At 62.3% G+C, this 22,659-nt stretch carries 17 protein-coding genes; 8 read left to right on the top strand and 9 right to left on the bottom strand.

The window, feature by feature from the left end; translation table 11 throughout:
- The gene (locus BR24_RS06240; protein WP_496540630.1) at nt 1-1,062 is read right to left on the bottom strand and encodes an N-acetylneuraminate synthase family protein; all 1,062 of its coding nucleotides are present in this window, start codon (nt 1,060-1,062) and stop codon (nt 1-3) included.
- A 60-nt stretch (nt 1,063-1,122) separates the two neighbouring features.
- Nucleotides 1,123-2,748: a glycosyltransferase gene (locus BR24_RS06235; RefSeq protein WP_496540629.1), complete on the bottom strand. Its 1,626-nt coding sequence runs from the start codon at nt 2,746-2,748 to the stop codon at nt 1,123-1,125.
- A gap of 595 nt (nt 2,749-3,343) precedes the next feature.
- Between BR24_RS06235 and BR24_RS06230 the strand changes: the two genes are divergently transcribed.
- Nucleotides 3,344-4,396 carry a hypothetical protein gene (locus tag BR24_RS06230; protein ID WP_496540628.1) on the top strand — a complete coding sequence of 351 codons (1,053 nt, stop codon included), beginning with the start codon at nt 3,344-3,346 and terminating at the stop codon, nt 4,394-4,396.
- Between the two features lie 170 nt (nt 4,397-4,566).
- Here the strand turns inward: BR24_RS06230 and BR24_RS06225 are convergent, their stop codons facing one another.
- The gene (locus BR24_RS06225) at nt 4,567-5,739 is read right to left on the bottom strand and encodes a DegT/DnrJ/EryC1/StrS family aminotransferase (protein WP_496540627.1); all 1,173 of its coding nucleotides are present in this window, start codon (nt 5,737-5,739) and stop codon (nt 4,567-4,569) included.
- A 27-nt stretch (nt 5,740-5,766) separates the two neighbouring features.
- Nucleotides 5,767-6,843 carry an iron-containing alcohol dehydrogenase family protein gene (locus tag BR24_RS06220; RefSeq protein ID WP_496540626.1) on the bottom strand — a complete coding sequence of 359 codons (1,077 nt, stop codon included), beginning with the start codon at nt 6,841-6,843 and terminating at the stop codon, nt 5,767-5,769.
- A gap of 230 nt (nt 6,844-7,073) precedes the next feature.
- On the opposite strand from BR24_RS06220, the gene BR24_RS06215 reads away from it, so the two are divergent.
- The 7 genes from BR24_RS06215 to BR24_RS06185 all read left to right on the top strand — a co-directional run bounded on the left by BR24_RS06215 (nt 7,074) and on the right by BR24_RS06185 (nt 14,566).
- Complete coding sequence (locus BR24_RS06215) at nt 7,074-7,847, top strand: HpcH/HpaI aldolase family protein (RefSeq protein ID WP_496540625.1); 774 nt, start codon at nt 7,074-7,076, stop codon at nt 7,845-7,847.
- Nucleotides 7,844-8,623 carry a 3-deoxy-manno-octulosonate cytidylyltransferase gene (locus BR24_RS06210; protein ID WP_496540624.1) on the top strand — a complete coding sequence of 260 codons (780 nt, stop codon included), beginning with the start codon at nt 7,844-7,846 and terminating at the stop codon, nt 8,621-8,623. Before BR24_RS06215 ends, BR24_RS06210 begins: the two co-directional genes overlap by 4 nt.
- 273 nt (nt 8,624-8,896) lie before the next feature.
- The gene (locus tag BR24_RS06205; protein ID WP_496540623.1) at nt 8,897-10,093 is read left to right on the top strand and encodes a glycosyltransferase family 4 protein; all 1,197 of its coding nucleotides are present in this window, start codon (nt 8,897-8,899) and stop codon (nt 10,091-10,093) included.
- A 31-nt stretch (nt 10,094-10,124) separates the two neighbouring features.
- Entirely contained in the window at nt 10,125-11,057 is a 933-nt protein-coding gene (locus BR24_RS06200; protein ID WP_496540622.1) for an NAD(P)-dependent oxidoreductase, read from the top strand.
- The gene (locus tag BR24_RS06195; RefSeq protein WP_496540621.1) at nt 11,047-11,949 is read left to right on the top strand and encodes an NAD-dependent epimerase/dehydratase family protein; all 903 of its coding nucleotides are present in this window, start codon (nt 11,047-11,049) and stop codon (nt 11,947-11,949) included. The genes BR24_RS06200 and BR24_RS06195 overlap by 11 nt, the downstream gene beginning before the upstream one ends.
- Nucleotides 11,942-12,607, top strand: coding sequence for an HAD family hydrolase (locus BR24_RS06190; protein ID WP_496540620.1), 666 nt, complete (start codon nt 11,942-11,944; stop codon nt 12,605-12,607). The genes BR24_RS06195 and BR24_RS06190 overlap by 8 nt, the downstream gene beginning before the upstream one ends.
- Nucleotides 12,608-12,610: 3 nt before the next feature.
- Nucleotides 12,611-14,566 (top strand): CDP-glycerol glycerophosphotransferase family protein, encoded by a 1,956-nt coding sequence (locus BR24_RS06185; RefSeq protein WP_496540619.1) that lies wholly within the window; start codon nt 12,611-12,613, stop codon nt 14,564-14,566.
- A 27-nt stretch (nt 14,567-14,593) separates the two neighbouring features.
- On the opposite strand, the gene BR24_RS06180 is transcribed toward BR24_RS06185, so the two are convergent.
- The 5 genes from BR24_RS06180 to BR24_RS06160 form a co-directional block, all read right to left on the bottom strand.
- Nucleotides 14,594-16,414 carry an ABC transporter ATP-binding protein gene (locus BR24_RS06180; protein WP_496540618.1) on the bottom strand — a complete coding sequence of 607 codons (1,821 nt, stop codon included), beginning with the start codon at nt 16,412-16,414 and terminating at the stop codon, nt 14,594-14,596.
- Between the two features lie 119 nt (nt 16,415-16,533).
- Complete coding sequence (locus BR24_RS06175) at nt 16,534-17,187, bottom strand: class I SAM-dependent methyltransferase (protein WP_496540617.1); 654 nt, start codon at nt 17,185-17,187, stop codon at nt 16,534-16,536.
- A gap of 45 nt (nt 17,188-17,232) precedes the next feature.
- Nucleotides 17,233-20,109: a DEAD/DEAH box helicase gene (locus BR24_RS06170; RefSeq protein WP_496540616.1), complete on the bottom strand. Its 2,877-nt coding sequence runs from the start codon at nt 20,107-20,109 to the stop codon at nt 17,233-17,235.
- A gap of 11 nt (nt 20,110-20,120) precedes the next feature.
- Entirely contained in the window at nt 20,121-21,272 is a 1,152-nt protein-coding gene (locus tag BR24_RS06165; protein ID WP_496540615.1) for an ATP-grasp domain-containing protein, read from the bottom strand.
- On the bottom strand, nt 21,269-22,648 hold the full coding sequence (locus BR24_RS06160) for a sigma-54-dependent transcriptional regulator (RefSeq protein ID WP_496540614.1): 1,380 nt from the start codon (nt 22,646-22,648) through the stop codon (nt 21,269-21,271). Before BR24_RS06160 ends, BR24_RS06165 begins: the two co-directional genes overlap by 4 nt.
- Nucleotides 22,649-22,659 lie beyond the last annotated feature (11 nt).

The following is a 22,659-nucleotide window of genomic DNA, read 5'->3' as shown; positions in this document are numbered from 1 at the left end:
CTAGTCCTTCAGCTTGCCCCATGTGATCTGGTCGTCCTCTTCGATGTCGCAGCTCGCGCTCATGCCCACCACGTCGTCGAAGAATCTGGGGCTGACGCCGGAGGCGGGGCGCTTCCACGTGAGGTCCTCGGGCTGGATGACCTTGCCCGCTGGGATGGCGCGCGCGCTCACGAGACTGCGCCTCGCGTTCGTCCTGGCCGGAGCTTCGGACTCCTGAGCAGAGATCGCGAACTCGCCAACGGCCGAACGGATGATCGCAAGCTGCTCGAAGAAGCGCTTGAGGTCTTCCTTGTCCATGGCGTGGTAGTGGTCGTTCCCGGGAAGGGTCTTGTCGAAGGTAAAATGCTTTTCGATGATCCGGGCGCCGAGGAGCGTGGCGATCTCCATGATCTTCATGTCTCCGGGGAGGGTGTGGTCGGAATAGCCTATGACCCTGTCGGGGAATGCCTGCGCCAGCGCCGCAATGCCGCCGAGCTGTGCGTTTTCGTTCATGGTCGGGTAGTTGAGTACGCAGTGAAGCAGGGCCAGATCCGTGCCGAACTCGTCGATCCAGGAGACGGCCTCGTGTATTTCCCACAGGTGCGCGGCTCCCGTGGAAAGGATGATGGGTTTGTCGAATCCGCACAGAAACCGGATGAACGGCTTGTTGGAGATGTCCGACGAGGAAATCTTGAAGACATCCATGAGGTCGTTGAGGAACTCCGCAGACTGCGTGTCGAAGGGGGTGCTCAGGAATTCTATCCCGGCGGCGTCGCAGTGTTTCTTGAGCTCCTCGTACTCGCCTTTCCAGAACTTGTCGTATTTCTTGAAGAGTTCGTACTGGCTGGTGGTTGGTTCCTGATTGAGGTCCCAGTAGGCCGGTGACTTCTTCGAGGCTATCGTGCCCGCCTTGTACGTCTGGAATTTGATGGCGTGGGCCCCGCCCTCGCAGGCTTCGTCAATGAGCCGCTTGGCCAGATCCATGTCGCCCTCGTGGTTGACGCCGGCCTCCGCGATGACGAGAGGCGTCCGGAGGCTGGTCTGCCGGGAACGGGGTTCCGAAAAGATATCTTTGAGGCGCATGCGCAATACTCCTTGAGGGTTCGATTGTGATCGGGTGGGACGAGACTAGTCAAGCCGGGGTCAGGCTTCAAGCAATTCGTGCATCAGCGAGACGACTTTGGCCTTGTTTCCCGAAAAATCGTGTTCGGTCATCCGTTCGTGCAGCCGTTTTCGTTCCTGACGGTTCTCCACGAGCGTTTGGACGGCGGTGAGCGTCTTTGCCGGCGTGTCTTCGTCGACCACCCCGAGATTGATGAAGCCGTTATCGGGGCAGGCGAACGTGTGCGTGTTTTCGCGCGCGTGCTGGGATACGACCACTGCGGGCAGGTTCATGTGGCACAGCTCGTAGGTGGTGCGCCCGTTGGAGCACACGGCAACGTCGCTGTCCTCCATAATTCTGGACATGACGCCGGTGGCGAAGGTGAACGTGACATGGTCCATCTCCGGCCGGTCGAGCATCCTGGCGGTCTCTTCCTTGTGGGCGTAGCCGGGCCCGGTGACCACGTTGATGCGGATGCCGTTCTCGCGGCAATAGGGGGCGATGGCCTGCAGCGTCTGTCGGGTCAGGTCGTGCTGGTCCGTACCGCCGAAGGTGACGAGCACGCTTTGAACCGTTTCCGGGAAGACGTGCACCGCGGCTCCGTCGAATTCGTCTCTCAGGAAGAACCAGCGGTTTCCCCACCGGATGTGCCTGCCGTCCATCTTCGGGGTCTCGTACAGGTCGTTCAGGGTCATGTCCGCCAGCGGCGCGCCGTCGCCGAGGTCCTCGAAGTTCACGGTAAGGATGCCGTGATCGGCGAGGGTGCGCATGTAGTCCGCGTCGGTGTCGAGGATGTCGTTGACGACCATGTCCGGACGAAGGTCGAGGATGCCCTCCAGCGTCTTGTCGGGAGGGAAAGCCTGCACCGGATAGTCGCTGCCCGCGATCCGGTCCACCGCGAGGCTGCTGCGCTCGTCGCAGACAAAGAGGATCTCGTGATCCGAGATTTCGTGCGCGAGGGCCAGCGCCCTGTAGATGTGTCCCATGCCGACTTCGGAGTAGCCGATGACGCGGAAGACGAGCCGCTTGCGCTTCATGAGCTTCTCGCACACCCACCAGTCCCGGTAGTTGCGGATCTCTATGATGGCGTCGCTTATGGGGTAGGTCCCCACATCGACGCGCGCGTCCTGTCCAGACACGATGGAGGAGTGGAAAACCGCCAGCTTGTCCACAAGGAGCTGGACGGGCTGGAGGCGATGACGCGTGAGCAGCTCCGCGGCTCCGGCCCGCTCGGAGAAAATGGGGGCGTCAACCTCGCGCACGGCAACGAGACAGTCCGACGTCGAATGCAGGAACTCCTCGTACATGGAACGCAGCTCAGCGCTCGTCATGAGCGGAAGGTACGGGGAAAACAGTATGATGTCCCGATAGTCACGCTTTAGCCCGAGCAGGAACCGCTTCAGGCTGTGCAACATGCTGTCGCCCTCGAGGGTCAGGTCCGGGTCGTAATGGTGGCGTACGTTTTCCCTTTCGCAAATGAGCGATATTTCTTCCGAATCGGTTGCGACGTGGATGTCGTTGAGCGGCGCGAGTCCCTTGGCGGTGTGAATGGCGCGCTGGATCAGGGTCACGCCGCACATTTTCTTGATCAGATCATCGGGAAACGCGACGTTCTTTTTGATTGCCGGGATTACTACGCTGAATTGGTTGGGAATTTGTTTTTTCATATATGGTGGTATCGCGAGAAAGTTTTTTGACAGGCCGGTTCTTTTGGTGTTCTTTTGGCTGGCAAAAGCAACGTGCTCGGTTGCCATTTGGAAGAAGCCATTCAAAAAACGTCGCAACGTGAGGTGGCTCCGAGATGCGGACGTTGAAAGATGTCTCGACGGAGACTCCTCGGCAGTCGCCTGCAGGGACTGCGGAACCCGTGAACGGGTCGCGATCGTGGAGCCTTGTTTTGAGCCAGTCCGAAAACCGGGCAACAGCTTGCGATGTTGACGGCAAATGAGTGAGTAACGATTACCTGACTTGCCTTGAAAGGACAAGATATCCGGCGAGAGCAGGCATTTCACGCGCTCTTTACCCAGTGCGGTGGAATCTGTTGACTGAGGGCGGTTCGGCACTCGCCGGAAGCAGAGCCGTCTGAGAAGGCAAGCCCGCCATGAGTCGTTCAGACGGCTTACCGGCTTTTGAGGTCGGACAATCCGAGAGTTATTGTATGAAGAGCTATCTTTTCTTTCTGAAGACGTTCAACACACCGATCATTTGTCGCCCGTCATCTGGTATCTGCTTGAGAAAGGTGCCTTTGTGCACCTTTTTTGTGTGGGGGACGTCAAGCCTTCCGAAGACAGGGTCGCGTTCCTGAAGTCTTACCCCAATGCGAGGGTTTATGACGCCACCTCGCGCCCGGACTCCAGATGGGCGAAGCGCCGCAAGTCCCTGTACAATACGTTGCCGTTTCTGTTCTATTTCATGCTGAGGCATCGGATCGGCTGCGTGGCAGGCGAGTGGGCCAGACCCGAATACGGCGTGCTGAGGGGAAAGGCCTTCTGGCTGGCGAAGCGGCTTGGGATCAAGACCCTCGTCCTTCCGCACGGATACAACGTCTTCACCAACGATGACATCAATGACCTGCTCAAGGAGAACATGCAAAACATGCCGTGGCAGGATCGAAACGTGTTTGACTATTACTGCAACTGTACGGACAGGCATGTCGAGCACATGGTGCGCATGGGGATCGATCCGGCCATAAGCAGAACCATCGGCTCCTGCCGGTTTGCGAAAGAGTGGTCGCGGATTTTGCTGGAAAGAGTCGAGTCAGAGGAATGGAAGCGGGCCGCAAGCCACTTCGAGAAGGACTGCGTCAATGTCCTTTTCATGACCCCTCACTGGGATTACAACTCCCACCGCGACGAAACGATCCGGCTGATCAATGAAATCGCCGCGATTGACGGGGTCAACGTCGTCATCAAGCAACACACCCGAGGAACCGGCTCGTTGGCGCAGGACGAGGTATACCCTTCGGTGAAGCTGGCGGATGAAAGCTCCTGCTCCCTCATCTCTCACTGCGACGTAAGCATCATCTGCGGATCGAGCATCATGTTCGAGGCGCTCCTGCAAGGGAAGATCGCAGTCAACCCGACCTACTTGCACTCCAACCAGACCATCTTTGATTCATACGAAGGGGTTCTGACGCTCGACTCCCCGGAGCGTATATTTGAAATGCTCAGGAACATGCACGCTGAGGGGTCGGAATATGAACGGTATCGCAGCATGGACCATACCGCCTTTCTGGACGAGCATATCTCGAACGGGACGGGCAGGTCTCCCTTTGCTCTGCTCGATGACCTCGTAAAGGAAATCGAAGCGGCCTGAGGCTGAACATGCGTGAGGCGATCCCCGGTCGCTGCCCTGACGACGCAGCCGCTCCCTGATCGCCGTGTTCTTCAGGCGCCATGCTTTTCCGGGCTGTTTGCCCTAAATAAAACGGGACCACCGGTAAGCGCCGGGGTCCCGTTCTTTCTAGGGCAAACCGTTAGTGACGGCTAGATAGCCGTCAGTGTCTCGCGCGTCTTGTCCAGCATGTACTGAAGGTCGTCGTCGCTCAGCCAGTGGTGGAACGGGAACGAGACCATGTTGTCGAAAAACAGTTCGCTGTTGGGGCAGTCGGCTTTGCCCGCGCCGAACTTTCTGTAGAAGTCGTAGCGGTGGAGCAGCTGATACTGCACCACGCACTGCACGCCGTGCTCATAGGCCATTTTCCGCATGAATTCGTCCCGCAGGCCGTTGGTCATGCGCGCCGCCAGCAGGTGGTAGTTGTGGCGGGTGGACGGAACGCGGTGGAACTCAAGCTCCGGGTGAGCGGCGAGGGCGTCGATGAAGTCGAGCGCGCGCCGCCGCTTCGCGGCGTTGATTTCGTCACTGCGGTCGAGGAGCTTTTCGCCGAGGGCGCACTCCACTTCGCCGAGGCAGAAGTTGTTCGGCCAGAGCCTTTCGCCGTTCAACTCGGGAAAGTCGACGTTGCCCATGGCGGGGATCCAGTAGTCCTCGCGCTCGAAGTCGAACGCACAGTGCCCGTTGTGGCGGAGCATGGGGACCACCTCGGCCGTTTGCGGGTCTTTGACCACCAGCATGCCTCCCTCGCCGAGGGTGGTGATGTTCTTGTGGGAGTGGAACGAGAATATGGAGAAGTCGCCGAAGCTCCCCGCCTTTTTGCCGTTAATCTCGGTGCCGAGGGCCTGCGCCACGTCCTCGATGACGATGAGCCCGCGCTTACGGGCGAGCTCCATGACGGACTCCATGTCGACCATGTACCCGTATAGATGCGGCACGATGAGGGCCTTTGTGGCGGGAGTGACGGCTGCGGCCAGTGTCTCGGCCGTCACGACGCGGGTCGCGGGGTCGATGTCCGCCCAGACGGGGCGGGCTCCTTTCTTGAGGAAGGGGTAGACCGAGGCGGTGAAGGTGTGCGTCGGAGCCACGACCTCGTCCCCCGCACGGAACTGGCAGAGCTGGGCCGCCATCTCAAGGGCGGCGGTGGCGTTGCAGACGGCAAAGGCGTGCTCCACGCCGACGTGTTCGGCGAAGCGGGCTTCGAAGGCGCCTCGGTACTTTCCCTGCGTGAGAGGTTCGGCCTGCTGCATGACCTCGGCCACCAGGGCGACCTCCTCGTCCGTGTACCGGTGGCCGGTGCCGCTGAATCGAATCTTGAACTCCATGGTGATTCCTCGAATGGTTTCGTGGGGCTACATCGCCTCGAAAATGGAGCGGACCTTTTCCGGCGTCAGAATGTCCCGGAAGCCTTCTCCGAGGGCGTTGGACAGGGGCTTCTCGTGAATGACGGTGGAGTCGTGCAGCGCCTGGAAGGTCGCTTCGTCAAGCCCGGAGCAGACACCTTCGGGAATGTCGATCCGCTGCTTTTCCGCCAGACGCAGGAACTCGGCGTGCTCTTCCGGGTAGAACTCGCTCAGGGCCTTCATGGCGATGCAGTTGGCGATGCCGTGGTGCATGCCCAGCACCACGCTGAGTCCGGCGGAAAACGGGTGAACCAGCCCCACGAAGCTGTGAGCGATGGCGCAGCCGCCGAGGTAGGAGGCGACCATCATCTTTTCGCGGCTTTCCTCGCTCTGCATGTCCTCGCTTTCAAAGACCTCCCTGCACAGGTTGATGGATTCGCGGGAGAAGGCGTCGCCCACGGCGTTGCGGAAGCCTCCGCGCAGGGATTCCACGCAATGCAGGTAGGTGTCCATTCCGGTGTAGAAATACTGGTTTCGGGGCACGGTGCGGGTCAGCTCGGGGTCGAGCACCAGCTGGTCGTAGATGGTGTGGTCGCTGTTCATGCCGAGCTTGAGCCCGGTCTCGGCGTTGGTCATGACGCACGTGCGGCTGGCCTCGGCGCCGGTCCCGGAGAGCGTCGGGACCGCGATCTTGTATATGCCGGGGTTGGGGACCAGGTCCCAGCCCTGATAGTCCTCGGCGTTGCCGTCGTTGGTCATCAGGTTGGCTATGGCCTTGCCGGTGTCGAGGGTGATGCCGCCGCCTGCGGCCACGATGACGCAGGGCTCTGTCACGCCCTGCTGCACAAGCTCGTCGCGAAGCGCGTTGATTCCGGTGGTCTTGGGCTCCTCTTCGGTGGGAACGAACCGCAGGATGTCGCCTTCCCTGTACCCGAGAGTCTCGTGCAGCTTCTTGTCCGAGAAGTATTCATCAATGTAGAACACGGCCCGGCCGTCTACGCCCCGGGCCTCGTCAACCAGCGTCGCGGTGTCCGCGGCGGTGTTGTTGCCGAAGATGAATTTGTTAACGTTCTTATTGTTTTTCATGATCTCTCTCCGGGATAAGGAAAACGTGATCCTGTTTTCCTGATTCTGTGTCGCGAGGACCTTCTGTATGGTCTGTGAAAAAAGCCGGTCCGCCATGCAGACCGATGCGGGACGGTAGCCTAAGGAAACCTGCGCTGGCAAGCGCTAACCCCGGTTTCCTGCTTGACCCCCCAAGTCCGTATGGTAGAGACTGCTTTATGCATTTGCCAACACGCATTTTCAGAGGATGAATGATGAATCTCAAGCAGAAACTGGCGACCAGCACATTGACGCTCGGGTCCTGGGTGACCATAGGGCACCCCTCGGTTGTGGAAATACTTTCGCAGGCAGGGTTCGAGTGGCTGACCATAGATATGGAGCACAGCCCCATCGGATTCGAGACCGCGCAGACGCTCATCACCGTGACCCAGGGTTGCGGCATGCAGTCGCTGGTGCGCGTGGGCCGCAATGACGAGCTGATCATCAAGCGCGTCATGGATTCCGGGGCCGACGGCGTCATCGTCCCGATGGTGAACTCCGCCGATGACGCGCGCAGGGCCGTCGCATCCGCGAAGTACCCGCCTCAGGGCAGGCGCGGCGTCGGACTGGCCCGGGCCCAGAAGTACGGGACCGGCTTTGACGAATATCGGGCCCGGCTCGAGGATGAGGCCGTGGTCATCGTGCAGATCGAGCATGTGGACGCGGTGCGGGACATCGACTCCATCCTTGCCGTGGACGGCGTGGACGGCGTCATCATAGGGCCGTATGACCTCTCGGGGTCCATGGGGCGCCCCGGCGACTTTGACTGTGACGAGATGAAGCAGGCCATCGCCGACGTGGAAGACGCCTGCCGGCGCGCAGGCAAGCCCGCAGGCTATCATGTCATCGAATCCGACCCGGCCTCGCTACAGAAGAGAATCGACGCGGGCTTCACCTTTCTCGCCTACAGTCTGGACTTCTTCTTCCTCGGAGATGCGGCTCGCAAAGGCATGGACTGCATAAGAACGAATCAGGAGCAGAAATGAGCAAGAATATAGTTGCTGTCATTCCGGCGAGGATGGGGTCGTCGCGATTCCCGGGAAAGCCGCTCGCCGAGATTTGCGGAATTCCCATGGTCGGCCACGTCTACTATCGCACCCGCATGAGCGAGATGCTCAGCGAAACCTATGTGGCCACCTGCGATCAGGAAATATTCGACTATGTGGAGAGCATCGGCGGCAAGGCGGTCATGACCGGCGACACGCACGAGCACTGCTCCGACCGTTGCGCGGAGGCCATGCTCAAGATCGAGCAGGATACCGGGCGCAAGGTGGACGTGCTGGTCATGGTGCAGGGTGACGAGCCGCTGGTGACGCCGGAGATGATCAGCTCGGCGGTGCGGCCCATGCTGGAGGACTCTTCGATCAAGGTGGTCAATCTCATGGCCGAGATGGGTTCGGTCAGGGAGTTTGAAGACCCCAATGAAGTGAAGGTCGTGGTCGGGCAGGACGACTTCGCGCTGTATTTTTCCCGCGAGCCGGTCCCGTCCAGGAAGAAGGGGCACGCGGATGTGCCGATGAAAAAGCAGGTCTGCATCATCCCGTTTACCCGTGACTATCTTCTGGAGTTCAACGCCATCCCCGAGACCCCGCTGGAACGCATCGAGTCGGTGGACATGCTCAGGGTTCTGGAGACCGGTGACCGGGTCAAGATGGTCCCCTGTCAGGCCGACACGATCGGCGTGGACACCCTCGAGGACCTCGCTCATGCGGAGAAGCTGATGCGCGCTGACGCGCTCTTCGGGTCTTACGGGGCTGAATAGGTATTTATGAAGAAATTCGTCGAGCGTCGATCCATACCAAGATTCATGAGGACGGCACCGAGGACGAGTTCGCTTCCGGTAGGCGGGCGTAAGCGCAATCCGGTAGCGCAGATGCATGCCGGCTTTGTCCTGAAACAGAAGCGACATGCTGAGCGATATGACGAGGGGCGCTTTCGGAATGTCTACAACCATTTTTTTGAACGGGCCTGAGTCTTGCCGCCGCATTGCCCGAATGCGGCGACACCTGTTCCCCGTCCGTGGTGAGGGTATTGAATGAAGCGTCTGAAGATAGCCGCCATAATCGGCGAGTCCCTGCTCAAGGCCGGCGGCTACGAGGTCTTCACCTACAACCTGCTGAGCCGCCTCGCAGGGCGGGGGCATCGCGTGGTCCTCTATGTCACGGACCGGGAGGCGAGGCGAAACGGTCGCTTCTACGACCGGGCGGCTTTCGAGTACCGTTCCATGCCGTGGAACTGCATGTCCCTTTTCAAGCGCTTCCCGGCGCTGCTGAATCTCTGGTTTGGGTGGCAGCAGCGAAGGGAGTCCTTCGATGTCTGGCAGGTCATGGGGGCCTACCCTGAAGCGGCGATGGTCTCCTGTCTCTCCGGCCGGGTGCCGATGGTGCTTCGCACGCATGGCGACGATGTGCAGGTCGTGCCGGAGATCGGCTACGGGCTGCGGCTTGATCCCTTTTACGACCGCGCCGTCAGGGCGGCGCTGAAGGACATGGACCGCGTGGTCTCCCTGACCGAAGGGGTCGCGCCAGAGCTGGAGGAGCTTGGTGTGGAGCGAGAGCGGATCGAGGTGATTCCCAACGGAATCAGTTGCGATGTCTGTTCTCGTAACCGTGACACCGCGGCCGACAGGAAGCGTTACGGTGTCGGGACGGACGAGTTTCTGCTGGTTACCGTCGGGAGAAACCATCCGAAGAAAGGGTTCGACCTCATCCCCGCCGTGGCCCGCGGATTGAAGGAGATGGGCCTTGCCTTCCGGTGGCTCGTGGTGGGCAAGGACTGCTCCGCCCTTGAGCCGGAGCTTGAGCGTCAGGGAGTCTCCGGGATGGTGACGACTCTGCCCGGGATCGTGCCCGACGATTTTGCCGAAGCCATGGAGAGCGGGCATCTTCCCCCGGAAGAGCTCGTGAGGATTTACGCGATGGCCGATCTTTTCTTTTTCCCGTCGCGTATCGAGACCTTTGGCCGGGTGCTGATTGAGTCCATGGCCAGCGGAACTCCCGTTGTCGCCACGGACTGCCTCGGCTGCAGGGACGTAATTGAAATGGGCCGCTACGGAGCGGTGGTGGAGACTGACAATGTTGACATGATGATCGAGACCGTCGCAGACCTCATGCGCGACCGGCGCAAACTTGCTGAGTACCGTGAGCTGGGGCTTGAACGTGCGGCGCATTTCGATTGGAGCAACGTGGTGGATCGTTATCTGGCGGTCTACCGTGAGCTGATCAACGACTGAATCGGTTCAGAAACAAATTGTGCAGGCTACTATGAGTGAAAAGATACTTTGTACGACATCCTCGTTCGGCACGAGTGCCCCGCAGGCGCTGCAGCGGCTTGAAGCCGCCGGGTACGAGCCCGTTGTGAATCCCCATGGCCGGAAACTGACCGAGGCGGAGCTTCTGGCGCTGTTGCAGGAGCACGCTCCGGCGGGCCTTCTGGCCGGCACCGAGCCGGTCACGGCCGCCTGCATGGAGGCCGCAGCCCCGGCTCTGAAGGCCATCTCCCGCGTGGGAGTCGGCTGGGATGCCGTGGATCACGACGCGGCGAAGCGGCTGGGCATTCCCGTGGCGCGCACCGAGGGCGTGCTGGACCAGTGCGTGGCGGAGCTGTCGCTGGGCATGATGCTCGATGCGCTTCGCAACATTTCCCGGCAGGACCGGGAGATGCGCGCCGGCGTCTGGAAAAAGCGCATGGGCGCGCTGCTTTCCGGCAAGACAGTGGGCATCCTCGGGTACGGGGCCATCGGCCAGCGGCTCGGGAAGCTGTTGGACGCTTTCGGTGCCAGGGTCCTTTTCCATGACCCATGCGCCGTGGAGGGGGAAGTCGGCACCTCGGCCAGCATGGAGGAGCTCCTTCGGGGCGCGGATATTCTTTCGCTTCACGCCAGCTGCGCCAAGTGCCTGATCGGGCCTGACGAGCTGGCAATGACCCGGCCGGGTGTTATCATCGTCAACACCGCACGAGGGGAACTCATCGCCGAAGCGGCGCTCGTGGAAGCCCTCGCGAACGGGCATGTGGGATACGCCTGTCTGGATGTCTTCGAGAAGGAACCCTATCAGGGCAGGCTGCTGGAGTTTGATAACGTCGTCTGCACCCCGCATGTCGGCTCCTACGCGCTGGAAGCTCGCGTGCAGATGGAAGAGCTGGCAGTGGAGAATCTTCTGGCCCTGCTGGACAAGGAGGCTGACGATGGGCGCTAAGGGCAAGGCCGTCGTCACCGGCGGAAGCGGTTTTCTCGGCAGTCATATCGCGGACGTGCTTCAGGACAATGGGTACGAGGTGCATGTCTTCGACCTCGTGGAGTCCCGGTGGCTGCGAGACGGGCAGACCATGTGGACGGGGAACCTGCTGGACTCCGACCGCATTGCCGAGGTGGTAGAAGGGGCTACGTGCGTCTACCATCTTGGAGGCATCGCGGATATCGGTCAGGCGGCCTCCGATCCGGTGACCACGGTGCAGTGCAACGTCCTCGGAACGACCAATGTGCTTCAGGCCTGCGTGGACGCCGGGGTGAAAAGGATCATGTTCGGCTCTTCGGCGTACGTTTATTCCGATCAGGGGTCCTTCTACCGCGTGACCAAGCAGGCATGCGAGGCGCTCGTGGAGGCCTACTACGAGAAGTACGGTCTTGAATACACGATTCTTCGCTACGGCTCCCTCTACGGTCCGAGGGCTCAGGAGTGGAACGGCCTCAAGAGCATCATCCGGCAGGCGGTGGAAAGCGGCAGCGTGGTGTACAAGGGCACCGGCCGCGAGCGGCGCGAATACATTCACGTGGTCGACGCCGCCAAGCTCAGCGTCAGGGCGCTCGAGGATTCGTTCGCCAACGCCTGCCTCATGCTGACCGGAACGCAGGTGCTGTACTCCACGGAGCTGCTCGAGACGATCAACGAGGTCATGGGCAGCACGCTCGAGATCACCATCGACGACACCAACGTCAACAAGCACCACTACAAGCAGACCCCCTACCGCTACACGCCGAAGCAGGGACACAAGATCATCCCTGAGGTCTTCGTGGACATCGGGCAGGGCATACTGGACGTGGTCGAAGAGGTGCATCAGGAGATGTCGGGAGAGAACGGCGATGGATAGTCACCGCCCCTGCGACATACTCTTTTTCGATTTCGACGGCGTGCTGGCCGACTCCGTCACGGTGAAGACCGTGGCCTTCGGCAAGCTGTTCGAGGAACACGGCGAGGCAGTTCGAGAGAAGGTCGTGGCGCATCACCTCGCCAATGGGGGCATGAGCCGCTTCGACAAGTTCCGGCACTACTACGAGGCGTTTCTGGGGAAGGAGCTCGGGGAAGAGGGGATGCGTCAACTCTGTGACCGCTTTTCCGCGCTCGTGGTTGACGAGGTCGTGGCCTCCGCGGAGATCCCCGGCGCCGGAGACTTTCTTGAGACATGGGCCCACCGGATACCCTGTTACGTTGTCTCGGCGACGCCGCACGAGGAAATCCGGAGCATTGTCGAACGTCGAGGCATGGCGCAGTATTTTCAGGACGTACTCGGCGCCCCGGTGAAAAAGGCGGACCATGTGCATGCCGTGCTTGACGCGACCGGCGCTGATCCAGCGCGATGTCTGTTCATCGGAGACGCCATGAGCGACCTCAGGGCCGCCGAGACGTGCGGGGTGCCCTTTCTGGGCGTCGTCCCCGAAGAGGGATCGGCGCTGATCGAGGCGCGACCGGACATCCGCAGCGTGCGAGACCTTCGGCAGATGGCGGTACTTCCGGAGTTTCAGGGATAGCCCGTGTCGTCCTGTCTGTGTGTCATCGAAGGCAGCCGCCCCGACGAACGGCTCGTCGACTCCGCAGCCGCACTGGGCCGTGCCGCGGCCGGGTATTCCGACGTGGAGCTGATAGTCTTTGCCGATGACCCGGGCCGGACCCTCTCAAAGGCCTTCCGCGCCTCCTGCCCGCAGGTCCGGCTGCTGCCGGCAGCGGAGCTGCTCACCCGCTCCTTCCAACCGACACTCCGAGGCATCGAGGCGTTCACCGAATCGCTGCGGCGAAAGCTGACTGCCGTCGTGCGCGACTATTGCGGCGAACGGAAGGCCGGAGCCTTCGCCGAGCTCTGGTGGTACGGCAAACTGTCCGAACGAAACGTGCTGGGCGAGGACGAGTGGTGGCATCTCTTCCGATATGCAGGCGTGCGGCAGGCCATGGCGTCCTCCGGAGCAACGCGGCTCATGATGGTCGGCAGCAGGGCTCTCGACACGCTCTTCCGCTGTTCCGATATCGACCCCGGTCGATATGACGGCAGGACGCTGCGCGAAACAAAACCCAAGACGCTTACGAAACTTCTGCGAAAGCGGTTCAAGCGCGGCTGGCGTCAACTTGGCGCGGCCCGTCTCGCTCGCGCTCAGGCGGGATCGGCCACACGGGCGGATACGATTCTGGTGTCGGGGTATCCCCGCATGTGGACCGAGCGGTTCTCCGTGCGCACCGACATGTATTACGGCCGCCTGGCCGACGAACTCCAGCGCCTCGGCTGCCGTTGCGGATGGTGGCTGAACCTGCATGACAACACCGACGCCGGCGTGGCTCCCAAGACGTACCGCGAGTATCTGGAGCGGCTCGACGGGGAGTCCATTCCCGAGCCGGAAGTCACAGAGGGCAGCATCCCCGTGTGGGATGGCGCGCGAACCTATCTTGACGTTTCCATGGTCCGGGCGTTGCTGAAGATACGGCGGCGGCCCGAGACCCGGGCCTGTTTCGACTGGCAGGGGACGAACCTTCACGCATTGCTGATGCCCATGCTGGAGGAGTCGATGATTTCCCAGTGGCCCTACTACCAGTGTCTGGAGGGTGGGTATGCACGGCTGGCGGCGCAGACGCGTCCGAAGCGCGTGGTGCTCTACACCTTCGAATACCGCTGGGGGCGTGCGTGGGTTCGTGGAATTCGGCGAGGCAGTCCCGAAACGGGCATTGCGGGCATTCAGCACGGCCCCGGAGCCGCGATCACGCAGTTCGGCGGCTGCCCGGAAGAGCTGGCGGGGGAGCACCCGGTGCCGCTGCCCGACCTCGTTTGCGCAGACGGACCGGCGAACGCCATGCAGCTGCGTCGACGGGGACTGTCCGAGGGCAGGACGCCTGTCTGCGGCGCTGCGCGGTTCGACAGTCTTTGGGAAGCGGCTTCGGAGCGTGCCGGGAGCGACCGCGCCGAGGCCGACGAGCCGTGCCGGGTGCTGGTGGCCCCGGGGCTGCATGACACCCGGTTCGTCATCAGCTTCGTTACGGAGGCTCTGGCGGACACGCCGGGCGTGGAAGTCCTCGTTCGTCCGCATCCGAAAGTCTCTGACGAGGCCGTAAGGTCGATCATGAAGGAGGCCGGTGCGCGGAAGGCGGGCAACATCCGCATGGAGCGCAGCGGGACTATTTACGACAGCATGCGCTCCGCGGAGCTGTTTTTGGCAACCTACTCCTCCACGGGAGTGGAGAGTCTGGCGTTCGGAGTGCCGACGATAATCCTGCGCTCGGGGCGCGTGGCGGATGTCAGCCTGTTTGCGTTCACCGAGACTCCGGCAGAGGCGGTGGAAACTGTCGAAGCGCTGCGAGAAGCCGTTTCGGCGATGGCTGCCGATCCGCAGGCGCGGGCGGCGTACCTGCAGAGCCAGCTCCCGGCGCTCGAACGGAGCTTTCATTTGCAGGACGGGCTTGCGGCCCGGCGGCAGGCCAAAGCCGTGGTCAAGACGCCCGGGCGCTAGCTCCGCGCCCTTTCACGACATCCTTTCCTAGCCTTCGTGCTCCATGCCGCGGGCTTCCTCTTCGGTAAACTCCGTCTGGAACTGCAGCCGGTGCAGGGTCTGGTAAAGGGAGCAGGTCTCCACAAGCTCTTCGTGGCGCCCGGTGGCCACCACTTCTCCCTTGCTCATGACCACGATCTTGTCGGCGTTCAGCACGGTGGAAAGCCGGTGCGCGATGACGATGCTCGTACGGCTCTCCATGAGGTTGTCCAGTGCCTTCTGGACGATGCGCTCCGCCTGCGTGTCCAGCGCGCTGGTAGCCTCGTCGAGGATGAGCAGCGCCGGGTTCTTGAGAAGGGCGCGGGCAATGGTCAGCCGCTGCTTCTGTCCGCCGGAGAGTTTGACCCCCCGCACGCCGCAGACCGTGTCGTATCCGGACGGAAGCCCCTCGATGAATTCGTGCGCGTAGGCCGCCTTTGCCGCATCCTGCACCTGTTCGTCGGTGATGTCGTCCTGACCGTAGGCGATGTTGGCGCGGATGGTGGTGTTGAAGAGCATGGCGTCCTGCGAGACCATGCCGATGTTGCGCCTGAGCGAGCCGAGGTCGAACTCCTCCACGTTCACGCCGTTGATGCGGATGGTGCCCTCGTCCGCGTCGTAGAAGCGGGGCAGCAGGTTGACGAGGGTGGTCTTGCCCGATCCGCTGGGGCCGACGATGGCCACGCGCTCGCCGCCGCGAACATTCAGGGTGAGGTCCTTGATGGCGGGCTCCGACCCGGTGGGGTAGGAGAAGCTGATGTTTTCGATATCAAGGCTCTTCAGGGGCGTCTCGAACTGCGTGTCGCCGCCGCTCTCGGGCAGGATGTTCTCGGAGTCGAGCAGGCCGAAGACGCGCTCGCCGCTGGCGAGGGAGCGCTGGATGGTCTTGTTGGCGTCGTTGATCTTCTTGATGGGCTCGTACAGCATGATGAGCGCGGCCACGAAGGAGAAGAACGTACCCGGCGTTGATTCTCCGCTCAAAACGCGCGACCCGCCGTACCAGAGTACGAAGCTCACCGCGACGCCGCCCACCATCTCCATGATGCGTGAAGACAGCTCGCTGGCCAGCACCTGTTTCTTTGAGAGCTTCAGTATGCCGCTGCTTTCCTTTGAGAATGATTTGATTTCGTCCTTTTCAGCGTGGAACGCCTTGATGAGCCGGATGTTGCTCAGGCACTCCTCGGCCACGGAGTTGATGTCCGCGGCCTGAACCTGCAGCTTGCGCCCGAGCTTGCGCAGGCGCTTGCCGAAGAGGATGACCGGATAGCAGAGCAGGGGCAGCACCAGCAGGGCGATGATGGCCATCTTCCAGTCCTGATAGATGACCACGCCGATCAGGCCGATGCAGGTGAAGAACTCACGGACGACCATGATCATGGCCGGGACGCTCTGGCGGATGCCGTTGACGTCGCCCAGCACGCGGGACATGAGCATGCCCACCCGGCTTTCCTCGAAAAAGCGGATGGAGAGCATCATCAGCTTGGAGAACAGTTCGCTGCGGAGCTGGTGCAGCACTTTGAAGCCCGTGACGTTCATGATGTACGTCTGGGTGAAGCGCGCGATGTTCTTGATGGTGATGACGCAGAAGTAGGCCAGCGGTATGAGGATCAGCGCGTCCCGGTCTCCCTTGACGAAGATGTCGTCCATGGCGGGCTTGACGAGGTACGCGGTGGCGCCGGTGGTTCCGGAAACCACGATGGCCGCGAGAAAGGCGATGAGTACCCGCCAGCGGTACGGCCAGAAATAGGAGGCGCACCGCTTCAGCAGGTGGCGGTTTCCGAGGTTTTCTATATTCTTGAGATCGTATTGCGACAAGAGGATGCTCCTCATTCTGTGATATGATTGGCGGCCGTCGCCGACCAGGGCCGGGCGCGCGGGACCGGGTGCAGATTTATCGTATCACCCCCGGTGGAGCAACCTTCTTTTTGGTTGCGGGAAAGTGTCGTGATTCAGGGCGCGAGCACGTTCAGGCGAAGCGTGTCCGTCATGCCCAGCGGGGCGTCGGCGTGCTTGGTGTCGAGAAAATCGCGCATGGCGCTTCGCTGGACCTCGTTGTCGTCCGCTCCGTAGTAGCCGAAGGCATAGTCGGCCACGTCCTCGAAATCCTTGAACCACCATTCGGTTTGAAAGTGTTCGGTGGCGATGCACCGGTCCCTCCAGCCTGCGAGCGTCTTCAGCGCGCGGTCCAGCCGGTGGTTTTCGTTCTCGAAGATGTTGCAGAGCCGCTGCACCTCGCTTTCGGCGCAGGGTTCCAGCACCAGAATCCGGCCTCCCGGACGGAGCATTCTGCTGGCCTCGCCGAGCGCGCGGTCCGCGTCCGGGTGGTGGTGCAGGGAAAGCGTGAAAAGGACGATGTCGAAAGCCTCGTCAGCAAAGGGCGCGTCCATGCCGGACGCGCAGAGGACGTGTGTCCGGCTCAGGGTGCGTGAGGCCACCTTGGCCGCCGACTCTTCGGGCTCGATGCCCACCGTGATGGCAGGTGTTGCCTCGTACATGGCGGTGACGCGACCACCGCCGCAGCCGATCTCCAGCGCGCGGGCTCCCTCGAACGTTGCGTGGCGCAAGAGCATGGCCAGCGTTTTGTGTTCCTGATCCTGAATCATGGTGGAACCTTACAGGGGCCGGGGCATCTTGGCAAATCGGCGCCGCTACCACTGCACCGGCAGCTTGACCTTCTGGCCCGCCTTGTTGGTGAAGAAGACGTGCCCGTGCTCACGGCCGAAGAGGTACAGGTCGCGCGTCACTGCCACGTCCTGCCGACAGTACTCGGTGATCAGGTCGAGCCTGCCTTCCTGCCACCATTTGAGGGCCTGCAGCCCGTCCGCTGACTTGGCGGCGTCGAGAGTGGCCTGCGCCGCGTTGTCGAGCTTGATGGCGTAGCCCAGCCGGTTCCTGATGTCCGAGCAGAGGTCCAGCGAAGGCAGTTGCCGGAAGCGGAACGGATGCAGCCCGCCCAGCACGGCATAATCGAACTTGATGTGGTTGTAGCCGATGACCAGATCGAACTTGCGCAGATGCTCCACCAGTTCGCCCATCTGGTGCTGCTCGTAGTCGAAAATCCTGTCGTGCTTCTGGTCGTACAGGCAGGCGATGGAGACGCCCATGCGGTCGGCGCGGTTCCAGCCACCCACTTCCTGCGCGGAAAAGCGGGTCTCAATGTCCAGCACGCCGTAGCGCGTGGGCGCAGGCGTTTCGGAAATCGTCTCGCCGACTTCAATCTCCCGCAGCTGCACCGAGTTCGGGTCGCCGCTGCGGATGGCTTCAAGGGTGAAGATTGCCGCGCTCTTGTCGATGGGCCGGTTACCCGAGCCGCACTTGGGCGAATGCACGCAGGAGGGGCAGCCCAGATCGCAGGGGCAGTCGCGCACGGCTTTGAGCGTGGTCTCCACCAGCTCGTCGGCCTTGTGGAAGGCCTGTCGGGTCAGCCCGGCGCCGCCGGGAACGCCGTCGTAGACGAAGACCGCCGCGCCGCCGGCCTGCTCGTGGTACGGTGTGGAGATGCCGCCAAGGTCGTTGCGGTCGGTCATGACCAGAAGCGGCATGATGCCGATGGCCGCGTGCTCGAAAGCGTGGATGCCGCCCATGAAGTGGCGGTAGTCTTCCTCGCAGCGGCGGCGGATTTCCTCGGGGATGTCGAACCAGATGCCTTCGGTGGTGAACACGCTCGGCGGCGCATCCAGCGGGATGACGCCCATGAGTTTGCTGCCGCGAACGCTGCGCTTTTCGTAGCCCGTGACCTGTTCGGTGACGCGCAGTTTGCCCAGAAAAACTCTCGTGCCGAAGCAGACGCGCTGGTCGAGCACCTCCAGAATTTCGGTGGACTTCTCGCGGCGCACGCGGGTGTAGTAGCCCACTTTGCGCTTGAGGGCGCGCACCGTGCCGTGGGCGTCGTCCACTTCCTGAATGACGTAGGTGTTGCCGCGATGCAGATAGACCGCGCCCGGATGCGTTTCCAGCCATGCGCGGTGGTTGTCGGTGGTGCCGATGACCGGCGCCTTTTCCGCGCCGCGCGTGATGTCCTCGATGTGTAGCGTCTTGCCGGAGCTGCGCAGGTCCACCTCGCGGTGCGGACGTTTGCGGCTGGTAACGATACCGGCCGGGAGCCCGGGCGCGTCCGGTTCTGCCTCGAAGAGCGCGCCCTGTTCGATCATGGTCTCCACGCGCTCCAGTACCTGTGGCTCTGCGAGGAATTCGTCGCTGCGGTACAGGCTGAGTTCTGCGGCGGCGCAGACCAGATGCCGGTCCATCACCGCCGGGTTGAACGGGTTGAGCATGACGGATTCCGGTGGGCGGGAGAAAAAATCATCGGGGTGACGCATGAAATACTGGTCCAGCGCGTCCTCCTGCGCCACAAGGCAGACGGCCGAATCCTGCCGGGCGCGCCCCACGCGGCCGCCGCGCTGCTGGGTGGCCATGACCGTGCCGGGGTAGCCCACAAGGATGCACAGGTCGAGCCCGCCGATGTCGATGCCGAGCTCCAGCGCGCTGGTGGAGATCACTGCCAGCAGGTCGCCCTCGGCCATACGGTGTTCGATGTCGCGCCGTTCCTCGGGCAGGAATCCGGCGCGATACGCGGAGATTCGGTCACGGTACTTGCCGGAGCGTTCCGCGCACCACAGGGAGATCAACTCCGTGAGCTTGCGCGACTGGCAGTAGACGATGGTTCGCATCTCGCGGGCCAGCGCGGCCTGCAACAACTGAATGGCGGACTGGGCCGGACCCGCTTCGGGATTGAGAAAGACCATGTGCCGCTGTCCGGTGGGCGCGCCGGATTCGCGGATTTCCCTGACGTCCAGCCCGGTGAGCATGGTGCACAGCTCGGCCGGGTTGCCCACGGTGGCGGAGCAGAAAATGAACGTCGGGTTGGAGCCGTAGTGGCGGCACAGCCGGATGAGCCGCCGGAAGACCATGGCCATGTGCGAGCCGAGCACGCCCCGGTAGGTGTGGACCTCGTCCACCACGATGTGGGTCAGGTTGCCCAGCAGCTCGGCCCAGGAGTCGTGATGCGGCAGCACGGAGAGGTGCAGCATCTCCGGGTTGGTCAGCAGGGCGTTGGGCGGGCTGGTGCGGATCTTCTTGCGGAAGTGCGGGGTGGTGTCGCCGTCGTAGGTGGCGGCGGTGGGCCGTCGATGCTCGGGCATGTACGCGGCCAGTTCATTGAAATTCTTGAGCTGGTCCTGCGCCAGCGCCTTGAGCGGGAACAGGAAGATGGAACGCGAATCCGGGTCGCGCAGCACCTGTTCCAGAATGGGCAGGGTGTAGGTCAGGGTCTTGCCGCTGGCCGTGGGGGTCGCCACCACCACGTTCCTGCCCGCCCGGATGTGGTCGTGCGCCTGCACCTGATGCGAGTACAGGTCGTCGATGCCCATGCGGGCAAGCGCGTCGAGGATGGGGCGGGGCCACGGTTCGCGGGGCTTCTCGAAGTGCGCATCGCCGCCGGGAAGCACGCGATGGTGCGCCACCTGATGGCCAAGCCGCTCGGAGTCGAGCAGGGCGCTTACATATTCCTGAACCGGCGACTGCATGGCTGCGCAGTCTACAGCAACAGCTTGCGGAAGTCTTCCCTGAGGATGTTGAACAGCTCGGGCACGTTGGCGTTGGCGGTCTGGGAGAAGGCCAGTGCGAATACCGGGTACTTCTTCCAGTCGATGTCCCGCAGTTCCAGCACCTTGTCGAACAGCGCGGCAAAGGCGTCATGGTCGTAGCCGGTCATGGCCTTGCGGTCCACGTCCTCGGGCACGTCGCCGATGGTCATGGCCGTGGTCACGCCCGCGCGGGTCTCCAGCAGGCGCGGCCAGTCCGGACGCTGGTTGGTGAAGTAGAACTCGTACGGGTCGAAGCCCCACGCGTGGCGGGTTATGTCTGCCACGCACCAGCCCGCGAAGCGCAGCGGGTTGGCCTCGATGGGCAGCATGGAGTTCTTCTTGCGCCGGAACTCGACGTGCGCCGGGAAGTTTCGGAAGCCGCAGGTCTTGCCGAGCTGGGCCGTGAACTCCGTCACCGGGCCGAGCATGCGGTGCATCACCTCGTCGGAAGTGTAATAGAGCCGGTCGCTCACGTCGTCGGCCGAGCCGAAAGGGTGGTGCAGGATGTTGATGATCACGGGCCAGCCGCCGTCGTCCCAGTAGACGTCCACGGCGTATTCCTCGCCGCCGGCGGCCTCCTCCACGATGTAGGTGCCCGCGTTGACCACCTCGGAGGGGTACTGGTCGTTCAGGCGGTCCTGTTCGCGCAGGATGGCTTCCTTCACCTCGGGCCACTCGTCATCGTCCTCCACCCGGTGCACGCCGAGGCTGAAGAAGCCGCGCGCGGGCTTGATGATGAACGGCAGCGGCATGCTGGACGGATCGAAGTCCTCCAGCTCGTCCACTTCGAGGCGGGTGTAATGATAGTCGGGGTACATGTCCGCGATGGTGTCGCGAAACAGGGCCTTGTCCTTGCAGGTCTCGATCATCTCCGCCACCGGGCTGTCGCCCAGCTCGCGCATGATGAGGTCGAGGCTGTTCTCGGAGTTGGCGTAGATGCGCGATGTCCGCGCCTCCGGGAAGAAGGCGGACTTGGGGGTGAAACGCAGGTCGGCGTCGCCCGCCATGGCGCGGGCCTGCGCGGTGTCGAGCACCGGCAGGTTCTGGCGCGACGCGCTGCACTTCAGGAAATTCGAGACGTATGGCTTGTCCAGTATGATCATTTACTCTTGCCTGCCAGGCCGTATTTTTTCAGTTTGTACTGCAGGTTGGATTTTGACAGGCCGAGCATCTCGGCTGCCTTGACCTGCACGAAGTCGGCCCGGACGAGGGCGCGCCTTACCAGAGCACCCTCTATCTTGTCCATGGTTTCGGCAAGGTTCAAACGCGCGGGGAGCAGGTCCACTGCGCTCTTGAACTGGGACTCCTCGTCCTTGATCTCCGGGGGCAGGTCTTCAGCCTCGATGACATCGCCGCGGGCCAGAACCGTGCACCGTTCCACCACGTTTTCGAGCTGGCGGACGTTGCCGGGCCACTCGTAAGCGGTGAGGTAGTCCATGGCCGAGCCGGAGAATCCGGAAAACTCGATCTGGTTTTCCTTGGAATATTTGTCGAGAAAATGCTGGGCCAGAAACGGGATGTCCTCGCGGCGTTCCCGAAGCGGCGGCAGGAAGAGGGAGACCACGTTCAGGCGGTAGAACAGGTCCTCGCGGAACTCGCCCTTGGTCACGGCCTCCTGAAGATTCTTGTTGGTGGCGGCCACCACGCGCACATCCACGTCGATGGTCTCGCCGCCGCCAACGCGCTCGATCTGGTGCTCCTGCAACACGCGCAGCAGCTTGACCTGCACCTCCTGACTGAGTTCGCCGATCTCGTCGAGGAACAGAGTGCCGCCGGACGCCTGTTCGAAGCGGCCCTTGCGCATGGAGGTGGCGCCGGTGAAGGAGCCCTTCTCGTGCCCGAACAGCTCGGATTCAAGCACGCCGGCGTTGAGGGCCATGCAGTTTACGGAGACGAACGGCTTGTCCGCGCGCGGGCTGGACTCGTGGATGGCGCGGGCGATGAGCTCCTTGCCGGTGCCGGACTCGCCCTGAATGAGCACGGTGCTTTTGCTCGGCGCGGCGCGGTGCACCATCTCCAGCACCTGCTGCATGCCACGGCCGCGGGCAATGATGTTGCCCGAGCCGAAGCGCTCCTTGATCTGCTGGCGAAGGCGCACGTTCTCCTGCTGCGTGCGGGCATAGGACGCGGCCTTGGACAGGGTGAGCAGCAGCTCTTCGTTGGCAAACGGTTTGGTGATGTAGTCGAAGGCGCCGATGCGCATGGCCTCCACCGCCGACTCGATGGAGCCGAACGCGGTCATGATGATCACCGGAATGTGCGGATAGCGTTTCTTGACGTGTTCCAGCACGTCCTGTCCCGTGAGCTTGGGCATCTTCATGTCCGTGAGCACCACGTCCACCTCGGAGTCTTCGAGGTAGGCCAGGCCCGTTTCCGGGTCCGAGAGCGCGGTCACGGAGTAGCCCTCGTCTTCGAGCAGGCTTTCGAGGATCAGAAGGTAGTTCTTCTCGTCGTCGAGGATGAGAATGTTGTCGGCCATGCTTGCCTCCG

The organism is Pseudodesulfovibrio halophilus DSM 5663 (genome assembly GCF_059568665.1).
The sequence above is the reverse complement of the archived record's forward strand: the minus strand, read 5'-3'. Positions and strand labels throughout refer to the sequence as shown.